General features: G+C 46.2%; 17 protein-coding genes. 14 read left to right on the top strand and 3 right to left on the bottom strand.

All coding sequences use genetic code 11. The features are described from left to right. Positions 1–71: 71 nt before the first annotated feature. On the bottom strand, positions 72–1181 hold the full coding sequence (locus QF049_RS10395; RefSeq protein WP_307537165.1) for a helix-turn-helix transcriptional regulator: 1110 nt from the start codon (positions 1179–1181) through the stop codon (positions 72–74). 129 nt (positions 1182–1310) lie between these two features. Between QF049_RS10395 and QF049_RS10390 the strand changes: the two genes are divergently transcribed. The 11 genes from QF049_RS10390 (at position 1311) to QF049_RS10340 (ending at position 13275) form a co-directional block, all read left to right on the top strand. Further along, positions 1311–2018, top strand: coding sequence for a class I SAM-dependent methyltransferase (locus QF049_RS10390; protein WP_307537163.1), 708 nt, complete (start codon positions 1311–1313; stop codon positions 2016–2018). Continuing rightward, positions 2002–3105, top strand: a complete 1104-nt coding sequence (locus tag QF049_RS10385) for a saccharopine dehydrogenase family protein (RefSeq protein WP_307537161.1) — start codon at positions 2002–2004, stop codon at positions 3103–3105. Before QF049_RS10390 ends, QF049_RS10385 begins: the two co-directional genes overlap by 17 nt. A 77-nt stretch (positions 3106–3182) precedes the next feature. After that, positions 3183–3476: a hypothetical protein gene (locus QF049_RS10380; protein ID WP_307537158.1), complete on the top strand. Its 294-nt coding sequence runs from the start codon at positions 3183–3185 to the stop codon at positions 3474–3476. A gap of 78 nt (positions 3477–3554) precedes the next feature. Then, positions 3555–4847, top strand: a complete 1293-nt coding sequence (locus tag QF049_RS10375) for an amidohydrolase (protein WP_307537156.1) — start codon at positions 3555–3557, stop codon at positions 4845–4847. 197 nt (positions 4848–5044) lie between these two features. After that, complete coding sequence (locus QF049_RS10370; protein ID WP_307537154.1) at positions 5045–7009, top strand: ABC transporter ATP-binding protein/permease; 1965 nt, start codon at positions 5045–5047, stop codon at positions 7007–7009. Positions 7010–7037: 28 nt separating this feature from the next. Beyond that, on the top strand, positions 7038–7706 hold the full coding sequence (locus QF049_RS10365; protein ID WP_307537152.1) for a response regulator transcription factor: 669 nt from the start codon (positions 7038–7040) through the stop codon (positions 7704–7706). Positions 7707–7708: 2 nt separating this feature from the next. Further along, positions 7709–9040 carry a sensor histidine kinase gene (locus QF049_RS10360; RefSeq protein ID WP_307537151.1) on the top strand — a complete coding sequence of 444 codons (1332 nt, stop codon included), beginning with the start codon at positions 7709–7711 and terminating at the stop codon, positions 9038–9040. 212 nt (positions 9041–9252) lie between these two features. Next, positions 9253–11088, top strand: a complete 1836-nt coding sequence (locus QF049_RS10355) for a UbiD family decarboxylase (protein WP_307537150.1) — start codon at positions 9253–9255, stop codon at positions 11086–11088. Positions 11089–11371: 283 nt separating this feature from the next. Then, on the top strand, positions 11372–12463 hold the full coding sequence (locus tag QF049_RS10350) for an HD-GYP domain-containing protein (protein ID WP_133384535.1): 1092 nt from the start codon (positions 11372–11374) through the stop codon (positions 12461–12463). A gap of 161 nt (positions 12464–12624) precedes the next feature. Beyond that, positions 12625–13050: an SRPBCC family protein gene (locus QF049_RS10345; protein WP_307537146.1), complete on the top strand. Its 426-nt coding sequence runs from the start codon at positions 12625–12627 to the stop codon at positions 13048–13050. A 63-nt stretch (positions 13051–13113) separates the two neighbouring features. Next, positions 13114–13275, top strand: coding sequence for a hypothetical protein (locus QF049_RS10340; RefSeq protein ID WP_155985038.1), 162 nt, complete (start codon positions 13114–13116; stop codon positions 13273–13275). A 1-nt stretch (position 13276) separates the two neighbouring features. Here QF049_RS10340 and QF049_RS10335 read toward each other — a convergent pair whose 3' ends face one another. Continuing rightward, entirely contained in the window at positions 13277–14497 is a 1221-nt protein-coding gene (locus QF049_RS10335) for an MFS transporter (protein WP_307537144.1), read from the bottom strand. Positions 14498–14736: 239 nt separating this feature from the next. Between QF049_RS10335 and QF049_RS10330 the strand changes: the two genes are divergently transcribed. Together QF049_RS10330 and QF049_RS10325 are read left to right on the top strand one after the other, a co-directional pair. Further along, entirely contained in the window at positions 14737–15318 is a 582-nt protein-coding gene (locus QF049_RS10330; RefSeq protein WP_307537142.1) for a TetR/AcrR family transcriptional regulator, read from the top strand. 159 nt (positions 15319–15477) lie between these two features. Then, the gene (locus tag QF049_RS10325; RefSeq protein ID WP_307537140.1) at positions 15478–16446 is read left to right on the top strand and encodes a D-2-hydroxyacid dehydrogenase family protein; all 969 of its coding nucleotides are present in this window, start codon (positions 15478–15480) and stop codon (positions 16444–16446) included. Between the two features lie 181 nt (positions 16447–16627). Here QF049_RS10325 and QF049_RS10320 read toward each other — a convergent pair whose 3' ends face one another. Beyond that, entirely contained in the window at positions 16628–17665 is a 1038-nt protein-coding gene (locus tag QF049_RS10320) for a LacI family DNA-binding transcriptional regulator (RefSeq protein ID WP_307537138.1), read from the bottom strand. A 388-nt stretch (positions 17666–18053) separates the two neighbouring features. Here QF049_RS10320 and QF049_RS10315 point away from each other — a divergent pair, with 388 nt between their 5' ends. Beyond that, positions 18054–19103: a 2,3-butanediol dehydrogenase gene (locus tag QF049_RS10315; RefSeq protein ID WP_307537135.1), complete on the top strand. Its 1050-nt coding sequence runs from the start codon at positions 18054–18056 to the stop codon at positions 19101–19103. The last annotated feature ends 154 nt before the right edge of the window (positions 19104–19257 follow it).

The raw sequence follows: 19257 nt of genomic DNA, 5'->3' as shown, positions 1-19257 counted from the left end.
TGTATTCAAGAAACGATGTAGATTAAATTTACTCAGATTCTATTGAGCAGTTATTCATCTGTTCTGTCACGTCATATCGCCGGTTCATCCGACAGCTGGAAACGGGAAACGAAATACCAGATGAGCTCGCGCCGTGAGGATACCTTGGTTTTGGCGAAAATGGATTTCAAATGATCCTGAACCGTGTAGACAGAAATATGCATCGCAGCAGCAATTTCCTTGGATGAATAGCTGCGGAGCACATATCCGAGCAATTCCCGCTCTCGACTGGATAATCCATGGCTCTCGGCAAGCAAGGGCAGCAAATCCTGGGGCATTGCCTGCTCCAATCGGATAGCAATCTGATCGGGTCCTGTAAGCTGTTGCATGAGACTGGCATGAAGTATGAGGTAACGCCCATCCGGAAGTTGAATGCAGACTTTGGAGGGGGAGTTGGGAGCAAATTGAGTATCGGCGACCAGTTCTGCCCGATTCTTGCGCTGCAAGTGGGAACTCACTGCACGTACCGGACGGGGCAGAACATCCGGCCCTACATGTTCCAGCATGCGCAATTGGGACAGCCAATATTGAGCGGAGGCGTTCAGGGATAAGAGCTGGAACGTGTCTGAGGTGATCAAAATTCCGGGTTCCTCGGGACTTCCACTCGTGATCTCATCGATCAGTGTCAGGCTCGTGGATCGCAGCATCGATGCAATAGAAGCGGTCCAGAACTGAATCATCAACCGCTCCTCCTCTGTAAAGACAGCACTTTCTGTCTTACGATATAGGGTCAGATATCCCCAGCAAGCGTCTCCACTGACCAATACAGCACGCAGTTCATCACCAAACCCCGCTGGCTGAAGAATGTTGATATAACGAGGGCTTTGTTCGAGCTGTAGGTTCATGGACGTATGAAGTGTAGCTGTATGTTCACCGTTGCGAATTAATTCAGCGTATTTATGTATATCTTCTTCCATGTATTCATTGATGAATAACCGATCATGAATGGCCTCAATGCCATCTTCTGTCACAGCTCCTGTGGAGAGAAGAGTCAGAGGATCAACAGTAGTGAAACAGTATGCGTCATAAGGTATAACCGTATGGATCTGCTTGAGAACAGCTTCCCGATAGGTACGTGAGGTCCAGGTTCCTTTTTCAAGAGAAGTGATAAGTCTATGGTTCCGATCAATACGTGATGTCAACAAGGTTTCTCCTCTCTCTATGCGCATATCCCAATGTTCTGGGATTGTGGGCTCGGCGTATCCTTCTATAATGAAATTAGACGAACAGTGAGTCAAGTCTAACTTCAATTCAAGAGGAGCGCGGTGTCCATGAATCACAATCCATCACCGATGAGCTGGGAAACAGCAGATGTTCATCGTTACGAACAATCGATAGCCCTGAAAATTCCGGGTTATTCTCATATGCATGATCTAATGGAACGGCTGCTTGCAGCATTGTTTGCGGATAACAACGATATTCATATACTTTTAGCCGGAGCGGGAGGGGGAAAAGAGATTGCACTGCTTGGATCACGTCATGCCGGTTGGACATTAACTGGAGTAGATCCATCACAGCCCATGCTGCAACTTGCGGAGAAACGAGTCGCGGAAGCAGGCATCGGTTCCAGAGTGAAGTTGCAACCTGTCACGGTTGAAGAATTGCCGGAGGATATTTTATATGATGGGGCGACAAGCATGCTCATGTTACATTTCCTTCAAGGGATGGAGGCCAAAAGAGCATTCCTGACAAGTCTGGCAGCGAGGCTTAAACCGGGTGCACCACTGATCATTGCGGCTGTAAATGCCGATCTTCGTTCTCCTGCACATTCAATCATGATGCAAGCTTGGCAGGATCACATGTTGAGTGTGGGAGTGCTTCCTGAAGAGTGGGAGCGCTTTGCTGCTTCCCTGGGCCGTGAATCCGATCCAATATGCTCTGAAGAGATGACTCAGCTACTGACCGAATGCGATTTCTCACATATTACACGTTACTTCGGGGCGTTCTGGGTGGAGGGGTATTATGCAATTCGAAACTAACGTGAAACCTATGAAAGATCAGATCTGGGTCGTTGGCGGTTATGGTCAAGTAGGGCGGATGATATGTACTCAACTGGGGAAATTGTTCCCGGGTAAAGTATGGGCTGCCGGTACACGCATGAACCGTGCGGAAGAATTCAGCAGGTCTACAGGTGGTGCTGTGCTACCGCTTCAACTGGATGTAACACGACCTGTAGAGCCATCCATGTTAAGGCCTGTGAAGCTGGTCATTATGTGTGTGGATCAGAGCGATACCCGGTTTGTTGAAGCCAGCGCACAAGCCGGAGCCGATTATATTGATATTTCTGCAAAATATGATTTTCTCGTCCAGGTTGAACAACTGCACACCAAAATGCAACGTTCCCAATCGACAGCGATCCTCAGCGTTGGATTATCACCGGGAGTAACGAACTTGCTTGTGCGCGAAGCGACCATGCATATCGATCAGGTGGAGGAAGCAGACATTACCGTAATGCTGGGACTTGGAGAGAAGCACGGAAAAGCTGCCGTGGAGTGGACCGTTGATCAGATGAATGCCACTTACCAAGTGATGCAAAAGGGCAAATCTGCTGAGGTACAAAGTTTCGGAGATGGCAAAAGGATTGATTTTGGAGCAGAACTGGGGAACCGGAAGGCATACCGATTTAACTTTTCGGATCAGCATGTGCTTGCTCGAACGTTACGTATTCCAACCGTATCTACCAGACTCTGTCTGGACTCCCGCTGGATCACAAGTTCCATGGCGCTCTCCAAAAGTATAGGATTGTTTTCCTTGCTCCGTATCCCGTCTATTCGGAATGGAACAGTCAAGGCATTTGGCCTTATTCCAGGAGGAGAGCCGATGTATGCAGTCAAGGTAGATGCCATAGGTTGGGAAAATGGTGAGCACGTCCGCGTTGAACAACTGCTCGTTGGCGATAAGGAAGCAGATGCGACAGCGGCCGTGGCAACAGCCGTGGCGGAACGCGTATATAGAACAGAGTCAGAGTTACCTCATGGTGTGTTTCATATTGAACAGTGTCTCTCTTTGCAGGACATTCAGGATGCACTTCCTACGCCGCTAAGCGTGACGACCATGATTACCTGAGTTCATGTTCTTTTGTTAGGACCCTCCGATCTGCTATGATGGAACAATAATCATGGCATGATGGAGGGAGGGAGATCATGAACTGCGTTGCTGTATTACCTTATTACAAAGTGCAGAGAAAAGTGACGGGTCTCGCCCAAGAGATTGAGATGAATGCCCGCTCCATGATTCTGTATTCCGATAAAATCGTGACCAAATACCGCGAGTTCAACATCACGGAGGTGTTTGATATGTCATTTCGCCGTATGGGTGATGAAGGTGGATTTTTCTATCTGCACACAAGCACAGGAGTATATCCTTATATGGTCGAAATCGACCCCAAACCTTTTATACAAAGTTTCAGAAAGATGACGATCCAAAAATTAAAATGACTTGACCTTGCCGTTACGTAAAGGCTTACCCTCGGATATGGAATGAACGATAACCAATCCAGAGGAGCCGTGAACGTAATGAGTATATTGATTCAGCAAGCTACAATTCTAACGATGAAAGATGCCGATGCCCCCTTTATGGGGGATATTCGTGTTGAAGGAGATCGCATTGTACAGATTGCGAACCACATTCCTCCTCAACCTGAAGAGGAGATTATCGATGGTCGCAATAAGGTTGCCATGCCGGGCCTCATCAATGCACACCAACATACACCAATGAGCCTGCTCCGGGGATTTTCGGATGATCTGAAGCTGATGGACTGGCTCGAACGTAAAATGTTGCCTGCCGAAGCACGGATGAACACGGAAGACATCTATTGGGGGGCCAAGTTATCCATCGCCGAGATGATCCGCTCAGGTACCACTGCCTTTGCAGATATGTACATTCATATGAACGAGATTGCAGAAGTCGTGAAGCAAACAGGTATCCGGGCATCGCTGACACGCGGGATGGTATTCCTGGAGGATGATGGCGGACGCAGGTTGCAAGAGGCGATCGATCTTGTACAGCGCTGGTCTGGAGCGGCCGAGGGACGGATTACAACGATGTATGGACCGCACTCCCCCTACACTTGTCCCATGGAGCCGCTCCGTGAAGTCATTGCCATGGCTGTCACGGAGGATATCCCGCTGCATATCCATCTGGCTGAGACGAAGGAAGAAGTCGTGAAGATTCGTGAACGTTATGGCATGACACCGACGGAGTATTTGGAAGAGGCGGGGATGTTCGAACAGGCACATGTGTTGCTTGCACATGGTGTGCATCTCAATCGCAGGGACATCGGTAGATTGAAGGGCATGCGAGGCGGTGTAGCACACAATCCGGTCAGCAATCTGAAGCTGGGGTGTGGGATTGCTCCTGTTACCGAGATGTTGGCACAGGGGATTAACGTTGGAATCGGAACGGATGGAGCGGGAAGTGCCACAACCGTGGATATGTTCGAGGAGATCAAAGCTGCGACCTGGCTGCAAAAGCTGGACTATGGCAATCCCACTCGCTTGCCAGCCAAGGACGTCCTAAGCATGGCTACACGCGGAAGTGCTAGTCTGCTTGGTCTACAGGATGAAGTAGGGATGCTTGAGGTGGGGCGCAAAGCTGATCTGATCCTGATCGATCTGGCGAAACCACATCTTCAACCGGTACATGAGGTAGAATCGTTACTCGCTTACAGCGTAAATGGGGCGGACGTGGACACCACGATCGTGAATGGTCAGATCCTCATGAGAGGCAGGAAGCTGCTCACGATCGATGAGGATGAACTTTACCGTGAGGTGAAGGGTAGAGCCAAGCGGATTGTAGAGGGAATATAATCAAATTTCTGGACACCTACACTTACTTGAAATGATTTGTTTCAAGCAAGCCGTAGGTATTTTTTTACATAAAGTTCTTTTTCAATAACCTCTTATAGGTGCAATGGTCCAGTTCATTATCAGTTCATACTGATTTGTTACGATATGAACATCAAATAGATAGATATTGTGCGTGATCAGGAGAGGAAGAGATCCATATGAAAATATTAGAAGTTAAAAATGTGAAGAAATCATACACCTTATATGGAAAAGAAAGAGTTCCGGTGCTCCACGGTTTGAACCTGAGTTTTGAGACGGGGGAATTTGTCTCCATCCTCGGCGAATCTGGCTGTGGTAAGTCAACACTGATGAATATCATTGGTGGGATGGACTCCGACTATGAAGGGGACGTCGTTGTTCGTGGCAAGAACTTAAGTGCCATGACAGAGAAGGAAATGGATGATTATCGGAAGAATAATATCGGCTTTGTCTTTCAAAATTTCAATCTGATCCCACATCTGTCTGTCCTCGAAAATGTGACGATTGCGATGCAAATGACAGATACCAATGAGAAAGATCGCAACCAACGTGCTGTTGGTATTTTGACAGAGGTCGGACTGAAAGATCATCTGAACAAACGTCCTAACCAGTTATCTGGTGGTCAGAAGCAACGGGTTTCCATCGCACGGGCGTTATCCAACAATCCGGATATTATTCTTGCAGATGAACCGACGGGTGCTCTGGATCGAGAAAACGGAGATCAAATCCTCGCTCTGCTCGACAGTATAGCCAAAAAGGGAATGCTGGTGATTGCCGTAACTCACTCGCAGAAAGTCGCTGACTCCGGTACACGTATTGTGAAGGTTGAAGAGGGGCGCATTAGTGATGATATTCACCTGAAAGATCCTTCTACGGTTGTCTACGAAAGTGGTCAGGGTTCTTCCCGGAGCCTGGGCTTGCTTGCTTCGTTCAAGATGGCACTCAAGAATATGAAACTCAACGCCAAGCGTAATGTTCTGGTAGCTTTAGGTGGATCGATAGGTATATTAAGTGTACTCCTGATGCTCTCCTTGGGGAATGGGATAACGACGTATATGAACGATGAAATCAATTCAAGTATGGACCCTTTGCTTGTGGATATAACCAAGCCGAGTGAAGAAGCCAAAGACATGCAAGGCCCCGAAGCCTTGATGGCAACAGGTGAACCGTTCACCGAAGCTGATGTTGAGACGATCCGCAATTTTCCTAATGTGGATCATGTAGAGACAATTACGACCATTACAGGCCAATCGACGATGGTGAATAAAAAACAAAGTGTGGGACTTACGCAATTAACGACATTAACGGATGCTTTTGATCCAGCACTGATGACAACGGGGGTCCTCCCGGCAGAAAATGAGATGTTGTTACCCCTCGATACGGCGAATAAATTAAGCGGAAATGACCAAGCTGATTCCATGATCGGCAAGTCCGTGCTTCTATATATCAATGAGATGGACAGCAATAATAAACCAGTGAATTTGGAGAAAGAAGTAACCATCTCAGGGATCTATGAAGCGGCAGATCAACGATCTCCAATGCAACAATCCCCGGGATACATTTCATCAGAGACGTTAGAGCAAATGTACTCGGACAAAGGAATAACGATTGGGCCGATTCAGGTTAACGCCTACGCAACCGATATGAAATATGTTAATGAAATCAATGAAGCTGCTGTTGATGCTGGCTTCGCAGGCTCTCAAATGGCCAAGGTCATGGAGAATATTACGACTTACGTAAGTATGGCTTCCATTGTACTCGCGGGTATTGCAGGCATTTCGTTGATCGTATCCGGTATTATGATACTGGTCGTACTCTATATTAGTGTCGTGGAACGGACGAAGGAGATCGGAATACTGCGGGCGATTGGAGCAAGAAAGAAAGATATCAAGCGAATATTCTTCTCCGAATCTGCCTTATTAGGCGTATTTAGTGGTATTATTGCGGTAATCTTTGCAGTGATCATCAGTTATGTGTTAAATATTCTACTGGACAATGCGTTTGGAGCAAAACTGATTAATCTCTCGGGATATTACATCTTGTTCGGTCTTGTGGTAAGTACAGCGATTAGTATTGTGGCTGGTTTGATGCCATCATCAAAAGCGGCCAAGCTGGACCCGATGGAATCTTTACGATACGAATAAAACGAATTGCGGAAAGGATAATGGCTACATGAACACGATTCTGGTGGTGGACGATGATTCCCATATCCGCAAATTAATCCGAATCTATCTTGAAAAGAATCAATTCTCTGTGCTGGAAGCACCAGACGGTCAAGAGGCGTTAGATCTTCTCTCTCATACAAAAGTTGATCTGGCAATTGTGGATGTAATGATGCCGCGAATCGACGGCATTGAACTGACAGAAGATATACGGAATTTTCTGGATATTCCGATCCTGATGGTGACTGCCAAGGGAGAATCCAAGGACAAAGTCAGAGGATTTAATGCCGGGTCAGACGATTACCTGGTTAAACCTTTTGATCCTGTGGAGTTAATCCTGCGTGTGAAATCGTTATTGAAACGATATAACAAAAGTTCATCAAATATCATTCAGATCAGCGGTGTAACGATTGATTTGGGCAATCTGATGGTCGTTGCAGATGGTCAAACCATCGAATTGAAAAAGAAGGAATGTGAATTGTTATTTTCTCTGGCGAGTTCGCCAGGGAAAATATTCACACGTACACAGCTTATAGATGATCTATGGGGCATCGATTATGAAGGCGATGAGCGTACGGTCGACGTGCATATCAAACGGTTAAGGGAACGGCTTGAACCTGTACCTGAGCTAGTGATCTCAACGATAAGAGGACTTGGATATCGCCTGGAGCGGGCATGAAGATGCTGAGGAAGAGCCTGCGACTTCGAATTGTAGCTACGTTTATCGGGATTGTTCTGGTGAGTTTAATTCTCTCCTTTATGATCAATAACGGGTCCCGCGAAAAGGCGCCGAATCGTTTGATGGTTACTTTTGCTGAAGACATCGCTACAATGATTAAACTGATCGATGATCCGGAAAAAGTGAAATCAAGCTTCGATATCTTTGCCCGCTATGGCTTAAAAATCACTCCCGTGAATGAACAAAGTGAAGTGTTATCTTCCTTGCCAGAGGATAAAGTACATTCGTTATTTGAGGCGGGGACAACCGATGCCATGTTTATATCCAGTAAAGATGGAATTGCGACCATAGGTGTTCCTGGAACCGATGAGGGGATCGGCACTTTCCTGATACAAAGCGATTTCTCTTCTCTTTTTCACACACTGCGAAACACGCTCTTAACCTCACTATTAACGGTACTGGTCATTGGTAGCCTACTGATCCTGTTCATGTCCGGGTACATTGTGAAACCGATTAAGAGGTTAACGGTTGCTGCGAAGGAGATGTCATCAGGTGACCTGTCGGTTCGCTTGAAACATAATAATCAGGATGAGTTTGGGGAACTGATGGAGAGCTTTAATCATATGGCCAGTGAGTTGCAAAAAATCGATTCTGTTCGTGACGACTTTGTTAGCAACGTCTCTCATGAAATGCAGTCACCGCTCACGTCGATCAGGGGATTTACCAGAGCACTGCAGGATGGTGTTATTCCTTTAGAAGAGCAGAAAGAGCATTTGGATATCATCTATGAAGAAACGCTGCGCTTATCGAGGCTCAGTGATAATCTGCTTCGGTTAGCCTCACTGGATTCGGAGCATCATCCGGTTCATTTCACCACGTTCCAGGTCGATGAACAATTAAGAAGGGCGATCTTGCTGGCGGAGCCGCAGTGGGCGCAGAAGGACATACAGATCGAACTGGACTTGTTGCCCTGCGAGATCACAGTGGACAAAGATTTGTTTGATCAAGTCTGGCAGAATTTAATAAACAATGCGATCAAATACACCGGTCCTAAGGGTACCATTCATGTCGAAATTGAGACGTCATCTTCATTTGTGAAGGTATTGATTAGAGATTCTGGACAAGGAATACCTGAGGAAGCCCTCCCGTATATCTTTGATCGATTCTATATGGTGGACAAAGCGCGAAGCAGCTCGCTTCGAGGGAATGGATTGGGTTTGTCCATTGTGATTAAAATTTTGAAATTGCATCAATGTACAATTGATGTAGAGAGCGAAATAGGTAAAGGCACACAGTTTATTGTCACGATCCCCAGATCGACCATTACACCTTAAGGCAAGCCAGAACAAGAGAGCAATATGGAAACAATCGGTCCCTGTGCGTTCAGGATTCAAATTGCTGCCAGATTGCTTTTTTTGATATCTGTATTCGCGACAAAATTTCACATATAGTTTTGTTTAGCAGTGGATCATTTGATAAAATAGAAGAGACGTTATGTGAATCTATGAACTTAATTAATTTATCATACACAGAATGGAGCCATCCAATGAAATATCGCAATATGGAAGATTGTATTAACGATCTGGAGCAGCACGGTCATTTGATTCGGGTCAAAGAAGAGGTTGATCCTCATCTGGAGATGGCAGCGATCCATATGAAAGTACACGAGGCTAAAGGCCCGGCGTTGTTATTTGAAAATGTAAAAGGCTCAAAATTCCAGGCCGTATCCAATCTGTTCGGTACGGTGGAACGAAGCAAATTCATGTTCCGCGGTACGCTGGAAGGCGTACAACGGGTCATGGCTGTTCGTGACGATCCCATGAAGGCGCTTAAGACGCCATTTCAGCATGTCCGCACAGGTCTAGCTGCGTGGCAGGCGCTGCCAAAACAGAAATCTATTAGCCTGCCGGTGTCCGCGCAAGAGATTCAAATCTCGGATCTGCCGCTCATCAAACACTGGCCTATGGACGGTGGGGCATTTGTGACGCTACCACAGGTTTATTCGGAAGATCCGGACAAACCAGGAATCATGAATTCAAACTTGGGGATGTACCGGGTTCAACTGGATGGCAATGATTTTGAAATGAATAAGGAAATTGGATTGCACTATCAGATTCATCGCGGAATTGGTATACATCAAGCCAAAGCGGTCAAAAAGGGAGAACCACTGAAAGTGAGTATTTTCATTGGCGGTCCACCTGCACATACACTTTCAGCGGTTATGCCTTTGCCTGAAGGACTAAGTGAGATGACATTTGCTGGCCTGCTCGCTGGACGTCGCTTCCGGTACAGCTACAAGGACGGATATTGCATCAGCAATGATGCTGATTTTGTCATCACGGGTGATATCTACCCAGGAGAGACAAAACCCGAAGGTCCGTTCGGCGATCATCTGGGTTATTACAGTCTGACACATGAATTCCCGCTAATGCGTGTGCATAAAGTCTATGCCAAACCTAATGCTATCTGGCCGTTTACGGTTGTTGGTCGTCCGCCGCAAGAGGATACGGCTTTTGGCGATTTGATTCATGAGATTACTGGAGACGCGATCAAACAGGAGATTCCAGGTGTCAAAGAAGTACATGCGGTTGATGCGGCAGGGGTCCATCCATTACTGTTTGCAATCGGCAGTGAACGTTACACGCCGTATCAGGCGGTGAAGCAGCCGACAGAGTTGCTTACGATTGCCAATCGTATTTTGGGTACGGGTCAGCTCAGTCTGGCGAAGTACCTGTTTATTACAGCTGAGGATCAGCAGCCTCTGGACACCCATAAGGAAGTTGAATTCCTGACCTATATCTTGGAGCGTATGGACATGCAGCGGGATATTCATTTCCATACCCATACGACCATTGATACATTGGATTACTCGGGTACAGGACTGAACAGCGGCAGCAAGGTCGTTTTTGCAGCATATGGCGACAAGGTTCGAGAGTTGTGCACGGAAGTTCCGGAGTCTTTGAAAAACATTCGTGGTTATGAGAATCCGCAGATCATCATGCCGGGTATCGTTTCGATCCAGACATCGGCCTTCACGAGTTATGCGGATACAGCACAGGAGATGCAAGCATTCACGTCTCTATTGAAAGAACAGGGAGGTCTGGACTCGTGTCCGATGATCATTCTATGTGATGACAGTTCGTTCCTGAGTGCTAACCTCAGCAACTTCTTATGGGCAACCTTTACTCGCAGCAACCCTTCACATGACATGTACGGGGTTAATAGCGGATATGACCACAAGCATTGGGGCTGTGATCAGGTGATCATTGATGCGCGTACCAAACCTCACCAGGCACCGCCACTGATTCCTGATCCTTCGGTGGAGAAGAGCATTGAACGTTTATTTGTTAAAGGTGCTAGTCTGGGTTCGATCAAAATCTAATTTGAGATGTCTTGAAGAAGTTCAAACGGAGCGTTTGAACTTCTTTGGCTTACTCTGATACGGCAATGAGGCGCAAAAGTGTGTAAAAGTTTAAAACCGGGACTAATCTGGATATTGGAGTGAGGATAAAGTCTTAGGCGTTCGTATTTACCATTGTGATTAAGGTCGTTTGAACTATGTATGAAATGAAGAATTATAACGATATAAAGAAGTATAGGTATTTTTGTGGCCCCGTTCCGTTGGGTGCTGTTACTATAATGAATTGTTCAGGGGGAATACCGATTTGAGAATCCATATTATGAACCTGCAAGACGGAGACCGTCTAACTGCGGATACATTCAGCGATGCAGGATTACACGTTCTCGGGAAGGGAACTGTGATCAAAGGTGAGGATATCTCCTTGCTGATGCAGCACCGTGTAGATTATGTAGATATTGAATCACGCGAAGAGGAAATCACTGAAGCAGAATTTTTTGCTGCAGCCGCCAAGCATGCTTCCGGGTTAAGTACAAGCACGAAGGAAGAAGCGCCTGAAGAAGAGATGAAGTCCCAGTTTATTCAGACTGTACATAATTATCAAAATGCTTTTCTCGAAGCTCTGACCGTTGGCAAGTTCAACGCCACCATGGTGGATGATGCACTGCAACCGATGGTTGAGGGACTGGATGAGCAGAAAGATGTCGTTCATCTCCTGATGATGCTGGAGCGGGATGACGTCAATAACTATACACATTCAATCCAGGTAGGATTGTTGTCCTTCTACCTTGCGAACTGGCTTGGGTATTCTCAGAAGGAGAGTTATCAGATTAGTCGCGGTGGTTATCTGCATGACATCGGAAAGTGCAAAGTATCCCACCGGATTCGGAACAAAACAGAACCGTTGACGGCTGATGAGCAGCTTGAGATGCAGCGACACACCATATATGGCCATGAAATTATCAAAAATTCGATGACGGATGAAGCGACAGCACTGGTTGCTCTGCAGCATCACGAACGGGAAGATGGGTCGGGTTATCCGATGCAACTTGAGAAAAGTGAAATTCATCCATATACACAGATTGTATCTGTAGCGGATATCTATATAGGCATGAGATCCGGGAACCACGGAGGCAGCAATCCAAACCTGATCAACAACCTTAGAGATATCTATGGAATGGGATTTGGTAAATTGAATGAAAAACCGGTTCAGGCATTGATGCAACATTTGCTTCCTAATTTCATCGGGAAACAGGTACTGCTCAGCAATGGAGAAAAAGGTGTTATTGTCATGAACAATACATCTGATATTTTCAAACCGCTCATTAAAGTGGAGTCTGAAGAATATCGCGATCTCTCCAAAGAGCGTACGCTTGCCATTGATGAATTGCTTATTTAATCTAAATATGATCTGTATTCCTTACTTATATTGAGGACGGGCCTCCTGTACTAAGACAGGGGACCCGTTTTTTGTTATATCATCCTAGAAGTGTTGTTCGACCAAGGAAGCAAGCGTATACTTTGCAAAGACCTTATTTTTCCTGCCAAGGAGCGATCGCCATGATTGAAGTGACAACCGAGATTACGATACATGCCTCGATTGAACGATGCTTTGACTATGCCCGGGATATTGATATACATACTCAGACCGTCTGGCAACATACGAGAGAGCGAGCAGTCGCAGGAGTAACCACAGGAAGAATTGGAGCAGGGGATACAGTTACATTTCAGGCTACTCATTTTGGGGTCAGACAGAAGCTGAAGTCCCGAATTGTGCAGTTTGAACGACCTTTCCTCTTTGTGGATCAGATGGAGAAAGGGGCTTTCAAGAGCATGCGACATGAACATCATTTCAGCGTAATTGGGGATCAGATGACTTGCATGAGAGACACACTTCGATTCGAAGCTCCACTTGGATTGCTGGGATGGGCAAACGGAGCGACTTGTGCTGAAGAGATACATGCAGGCATTTCTAGAGGATCGTAATCGTAAGCTCAAAGATATGCTTGAGCAGTAGCCAGAATTGAAGGGATAGAGGAGAGAAGACGTTTGATGGATAATGAATATTTTGTAGGTTGGGGCACACTTGCCTTGATTAATGCCGGACTGGCTCAGGGAAAAAACAGAAGTGGTCGGAACTGGTTTCTGATTTCCCTGTTATTTGGTCCGTTGGCAACCCTCTTTATTGTAGTGTGGAATAAACTGGACTAATTCAACGATCGAGATTCCGATGCATATAACGATCGATCATCCAAAACACAAGGGCTGCTGCACTAACCCCAGCACCTAACCAGCATACGGCTGTCCAGCCCGCCCATGCATACACTTGGGTAGAAACGATGGAGCCGGTTGCACTGCCGATGGAATAAAAGATCATATAAGCTGCCGTCAGGCGGCTCTGTGCTTCGGGGCGAACTTCGTAGATCAGGCTCTGGTTGGTAACATGTACGGCCTGCACGGCGAGATCAAGCAGGATAACACCCAGGATCAGGAACCAGAGGGAATGATGGACATAACCGATGGGCAGCCAGGACAAGAGCAGAATGACAAGGGCAACACCGGTTGTTTTCTGCCCAAGGCCCCGATCGGCGAATTTACCTGCACGGGCGGCAGCCAGTGCTCCAGCCGCTCCAGCCAGACCGAATGCACCTATGACCGTATGAGACAGGGACAGTGGAGGGCTACTTAGTGGCAGTACCATAGAAGTCCACAAGATGCTGAAGGCTGTAAAAATCAGCATGGCCAGCACACCTCGTACTCGTAACACACGCAACTCACGGTACAGTTGCAAGACGGAACCGAGTAATTGGATATAGCTTTGTTTCACTTGTGGGGATTGCTGCCTTGGGAGAACAAAAAATAAGGCGACAATTCCGAGTAATGTAAGGCTGGCAGAGAAGAGATATACCGATCTCCACCCGAGCCAATCGTTCAGCGTACCTGCAACCGTTCGTGCAAGTAAAATGCCAATGACGATTCCGCTGGTTACCTGCCCGACAATGCGACCACGTTCGGAAGGGGCTGCCAAGTGTGCAGCAAAGGCAACGAGCGTTTGCGTAATGACGGCTAATAAACCAACGACAGCCATCCCCGTGAACAACAAGGAACTGGATTGTGCGGTTCCTACGAGAACCAGTGCAAGTACGGATAAGAGCATTTGAATGATGATCAGCTTGCGGCGATTTAAGAGGTCACCAAGCGGAACGAGAAGGAACAGCCCCAAGGCATAACATATTTGAGTCACTGTGATGACTATCCCTATGGTTGATGGAGAGAGGCCAAACTCATGAGCAATGGAGTCCAGCAAAGGCTGAGCATAATAGATATTGGCGACCGCAAGTCCGCTGCACACGGCAAAGAGAAGAGCAACTAACCGTGACATGGCAGGACGATCCTTATTGGATAATTGTGCATCTGGAGAAGAAGTTTGCATGAGTAGTTGTCACCTTTCTATTATGTACTGATTGGTATGTTATGTTTCGGGATAACCATACTTTATTTGCGTGAATTCTGTCAACAGAGAATTGGGTGAGATCTTCAATTTGGTTAAAAACGCTTTATAGTTGAGTTTGTTTTATTTTAATAATTTTAAGTGAGTGGTCTTTGACTTATCCATTGTTATGAGGGTAAAATATATAAGCATACTGATCGATACATAAAGAGGTGAATTGTATGGTTAGACAACGGGAATTTGATACGGATAAAGCACTTGATGCAGCTATGCATACGTTTTGGGACAAGGGATTCGAAGCGTCATCTTTGAGTGATTTGACGACCGCAATGGGCATTCAACGTCCCAGTCTGTACGCGGCTTTTGGCGATAAAAAGGAATTATTTGAAACAGCACTTCGCAGGTATACCACTCAGCATGCGGCTCAAGTCAGAGCCAGACTTCAACAGGGTTCCTCTGTGCGGGAAGCCTTTCGTGGATTGTTTGAACATATAGGAGCAGAGGGAAGTATAAACGAGCCTAGTCACGGCTGTTTTTGCATTAATACGATGGTTGAGCTGGCTCCACATGATCCCAAATTCGCTGTCCTTACACGGGAGCATCAGATGTACCTGGGTGTTCTTTTCAAAGAAACGATAGAACGAGGGCAACAGAGCGGGGAGTTGTCTACTGACATGAACGCAAATGCGGTCGCACAGTCTCTGATAGTATCCATGATTGGACTGACTGTACTGATGAAATCAGGACCGGACCGTTTGTTTGTAGAGCAGAGCATCCAGGTTACGCTGTCTTTGTTACAGTAATTGGAATGATACTTTTGAAAGTGATGCAGAGTACCTCATTTTACAAGGATGATGGAAGTTGTTTCCCTTCTCTTATCTGTGTCTGAGGGCATTGGGCAGATCAGGCCGAAGTTGCTACAATACAGTTAAGACTTGAGCAGATATAGGAGGAGATCAGGAATGGATACGAAGTTGCGCTGTGCCGTTTTGGATGATTATCAGAACGTTGCGCTGACGTCGGCAGACTGGAGTTCGTTGATGGATCGGGTGGAGATTCAAGCATTCAACAACTATATGGGCTCGGAAGAAAAAGTCATTCAAGAATTACAGGATTTCGATATTGTGGTCCTGATGCGGGAACGTACACCATTTCCGGAGAGGGTTATTTCGCAGCTCCCTAAGCTAAAACTTCTGATTACAAGTGGTATGCGCAATGCGTCCATAGACCTTAAGGCTGCCGAGAAGAACGGGATCATTGTGTGTGGAACCGAGGGAAGCTCTAATCCGCCGACGGAGCTTACATGGGCACTAATTCTGGGGCTGTCCAGACAACTGGTTACGGAAAATAATGCACTTCGCTCTAACCGAAACTGGCAGAGCACTGTAGGGTTGGATTTGTATGGGAGAACACTTGGATTGCTCGGTTTGGGCAAGATAGGCACTCGCATGGCTGAGATTGCACAAGCATTTGGCATGAATGTGATGGCCTGGAGTGAGAATCTAACACAAGAGAAAGCAGAAAAACATGGTGTCATCTGGTCCGAGACCAAGGAGCAATTGCTTGCAGAGAGCGACATCGTATCCATTCATCTGGTATTAAGTGATCGTACGCGCAATCTTATAGGACAAGCCGAGTTGCAACAAATGAAATCGAGTGCGCTGCTCATCAATACGTCGCGAGCGGGCATTGTCGATCAGGAAGCTATGGTGGAGGCATTGCAGAGTGGTGTGATTGCTGGTGCAGGTCTGGATGTATATGAGCAGGAACCGCTGCCAGTTAACCATGTGATGCGAACATTGCCCAACGTTCTGGCCACACCGCATCTGGGTTATGTAACTCGTGGCAATTATGAGATCTATTATAATCATGCCGTGGGAAATATAGAGATGTTCTTGAAGGGAACACCGATCAGGCAACTGCTTTCTTAGAATAAACGTATGCGGAGTATGACTCTGCTATAGTTATATAGAATCAACGACAAATAAGGTGCTGCCAGGAAAGAGTTAGACCTGAGCAACACCTTTTTAGTATATCTATGTAGCAGGACACCGCATAAAGGGATATTCGTAAAATATATTCTATCCTACTGCCCCATCCCCCTCACCAAACTTAACTGTGTGGTCCTCGCTGGGAAGAATGAATCATGGCTACGCTTGATTCACGAACGATTAAGCGCGGTTCAAATTGGATGTGTTCGTAATCGGTCGTATTCATCTCCCGAATTCGTTTTAACAACAGCTCGGTAGCAAGTCTGGCAACTTCTTCGCCCATTATGGAGACGGAACTAATCTGAGGAGACGTAACGGTTGTCCATTGATTGTTATCGACACCCACAACAGCCACATCTTCAGGTACACGAACCCCTAACTCCTTGAACCGATTAACCAATCCGATGGCAACCATATCATTAATGGCATAGACGGCATCAGGCATATGCGTAAGTCCGTAGAAATAATCTGCAGCATTGGCACCTGTATTCAATGAAAAGTCCTCACCAAAGTAGACGAGAGAAATGTCTACATTGCCTACAGCTTGCTCATAAGCACGGAAGCGCTCTTCAATAATGTCTTTGGGTGCACCGGCATATGCGATTCGAGTCCGGCCAATTTTGAACAGATGCTCCATGACCAGTTTGCCTTCGGGTTGAGACAGAGAGACGATATCTGCCCTCATTCCCGGTTCCAGTTTCTTGCCGTAGTTAATCATAGAGATGGGGAGCGGCGCTTTATCAATCAGTCCGGGTAACGTTTTGGGATATGCCAGAGGCATGAAGATCAATCCATCCACATGCAATTTTTTCACATTACGTATCGTTTCCAGCTCGGTTCGGGCATTGCCTGCCGTATTGATCTGCACGACATGGTAACCATGCTGCTTCGCCGTTTGCTCAACAGACCAGGAAATTTCTGGAATGATGGCGTTACGTATGTCGGGTACAACAAGCGCGATCTGGTGCGTTTGCCGGATTTTCAGACTCTGTGCGGACGTGTTGGGGACAAATCCCAGTTCTTCAATAGCCTGCATCACCTTATCTCGTGTTTTACTGCTTATACCTTCTGAATTGTTGATGGCCCGGGATACGGTAGCGATGCCCACGCCGGCACGCTCAGCCACGTCCTTGATCGTAAGTTTCTGTTCTTTCCTCAATGTACGGTTACCTCACTTTATCGGAAACGATTCCGAATATTTAGGGATATGTATGCACTTCGCGATAAGTATATAACTTAATTATAACATTTGAGCCATGAAGTATCCCGTGATTGGACCACATTTATGCCGAATTATGATTATATTTCATTCCGTCTGCAATATTATTTGTCAGGATATATCTTAATAACTTGGATTACACCGGTTACACAATACCGCTAAAATAACTTTAATAAAAGTGTAAGCGCTCTTAATTAAACTCGATATGATCACGAAATAGACATATTAGTGGAGAAATATGTTTGACAGCGTATCTAAAATGTGACATATTTAATTTACGGAAACGTTTCCGATTATACTATAAATTATGATCTGGGAGATGAAATGAATGAAAGCATTACGTTGGCACGGAGTCAAAGATTTACGTCTCGAAAATATTAATGAACCTCATCCTGAAGAAGGTAAGGTCAAAATAAAAGTGGAATGGTGCGGTATCTGTGGCAGTGATTTACACGAGTACACAGCGGGTCCGATTTTTATTCCGGCTCAAGCACCGCATCCGCTAACAGGGGAAAAAGCGCCTGTAGTTATGGGGCATGAATTCTCAGGACAGGTTGTTGAAGTAGGGGAAGGTGTTACACGTTTCAAGGCGGGCGATCGTGTTGTGGTAGAACCCATCTATGCATGTGGACACTGCGAAGCTTGTAAACAGGGCAGATACAATCTGTGCGATCAGATGGGTTTCCTCGGACTCGCTGGAGGCGGAGGAGGATTCTCCGAGTATGTAACTGCTGAAGAAAACATGGTACATGCCATTCCGGATTCAATCTCGTATGAGCAAGGTGCGTTGGTTGAACCTTCAGCTGTAGCACTTCACGCTGTACGCCAAAGCAAGCTGAAAGTGGGAGATACGGCAGCCGTGTTTGGCGCAGGGCCAATCGGGCTACTGGTCATCGAAGCGCTTAAAGCTTCGGGAGCTTCGGATATTTATGTGGTGGAGTTATCGGATGAACGGAAAGCAAAAGCCGAAGAGCTCGGTGCCATTGTGATTGATCCATTGCAGTTTAATGTCGTGGAAGAGATCCATCAGCGTACACAAGGTGGCGTTAACGTAGCCTATGAAGTAACCGGTGTTCCACGTGTTCTGCAACAAGCCATCGATTCAACACGTATTGGTGGAGAATTGATGATCGTCAGTATTTTTGAACAGGAAGCGCCGATTCACCCGAACTCAATTGTCATGAAAGAACGTACAGTTAATGGCATTATTGGTTATCGCGATGTGTTCCCGGCTGTTATCAGTCTGATGGATAAAGGTTTCTTCCCGGCTGACAAGCTGGTGACCAAACGAATTTCGTTGGATGAAGTGGTAGAGCATGGATTTGAAGCACTGTTGAAAGAGAAAAATCAGGTTAAGATATTGGTAAAAGCTGAATAGAAATCACAGACAGTAAGAACAAGTAGACAGCACATCAACAGATGTGATTGTCTACTTTTTTTGTATAAATAGGGCGGAATTTGTTGCATGTGCGGGTGGTTTTACATAGTATAAAAAGATACAAATTGTATCATCTTGGTGTGAAGGTAATGAT

Source organism: Paenibacillus sp. W4I10 (genome assembly GCF_030816325.1).
Lineage (GTDB): Bacteria > Bacillota > Bacilli > Paenibacillales > Paenibacillaceae > Paenibacillus > Paenibacillus amylolyticus_B.
The sequence above is the reverse complement of the archived record's forward strand: the minus strand, read 5'-3'. Positions and strand labels throughout refer to the sequence as shown.

What these genes read in the sequence shown, in the direction of transcription:
- QF049_RS10380 (WP_307537158.1), top strand. Translation starts at nt 3,183, where the DNA reads ATGAACTGCGTTGCTGTATTACCTTATTACAAAGTGCAGAGAAAAGTG.
- QF049_RS10335 (WP_307537144.1), bottom strand. Translation starts at nt 14,497, where the DNA reads ATGCAAACTTCTTCTCCAGATGCACAATTATCCAATAAGGATCGTCCT.
- QF049_RS10390 (WP_307537163.1), top strand. Translation starts at nt 1,311, where the DNA reads ATGAATCACAATCCATCACCGATGAGCTGGGAAACAGCAGATGTTCAT.
- QF049_RS10375 (WP_307537156.1), top strand. Translation starts at nt 3,555, where the DNA reads ATGAGTATATTGATTCAGCAAGCTACAATTCTAACGATGAAAGATGCC.
- QF049_RS10385 (WP_307537161.1), top strand. Translation starts at nt 2,002, where the DNA reads ATGCAATTCGAAACTAACGTGAAACCTATGAAAGATCAGATCTGGGTC.
- QF049_RS10360 (WP_307537151.1), top strand. Translation starts at nt 7,709, where the DNA reads ATGCTGAGGAAGAGCCTGCGACTTCGAATTGTAGCTACGTTTATCGGG.
- QF049_RS10325 (WP_307537140.1), top strand. Translation starts at nt 15,478, where the DNA reads ATGGATACGAAGTTGCGCTGTGCCGTTTTGGATGATTATCAGAACGTT.
- QF049_RS10370 (WP_307537154.1), top strand. Translation starts at nt 5,045, where the DNA reads ATGAAAATATTAGAAGTTAAAAATGTGAAGAAATCATACACCTTATAT.
- QF049_RS10365 (WP_307537152.1), top strand. Translation starts at nt 7,038, where the DNA reads ATGAACACGATTCTGGTGGTGGACGATGATTCCCATATCCGCAAATTA.
- QF049_RS10315 (WP_307537135.1), top strand. Translation starts at nt 18,054, where the DNA reads ATGAAAGCATTACGTTGGCACGGAGTCAAAGATTTACGTCTCGAAAAT.
- QF049_RS10330 (WP_307537142.1), top strand. Translation starts at nt 14,737, where the DNA reads ATGGTTAGACAACGGGAATTTGATACGGATAAAGCACTTGATGCAGCT.
- QF049_RS10345 (WP_307537146.1), top strand. Translation starts at nt 12,625, where the DNA reads ATGATTGAAGTGACAACCGAGATTACGATACATGCCTCGATTGAACGA.
- QF049_RS10355 (WP_307537150.1), top strand. Translation starts at nt 9,253, where the DNA reads ATGAAATATCGCAATATGGAAGATTGTATTAACGATCTGGAGCAGCAC.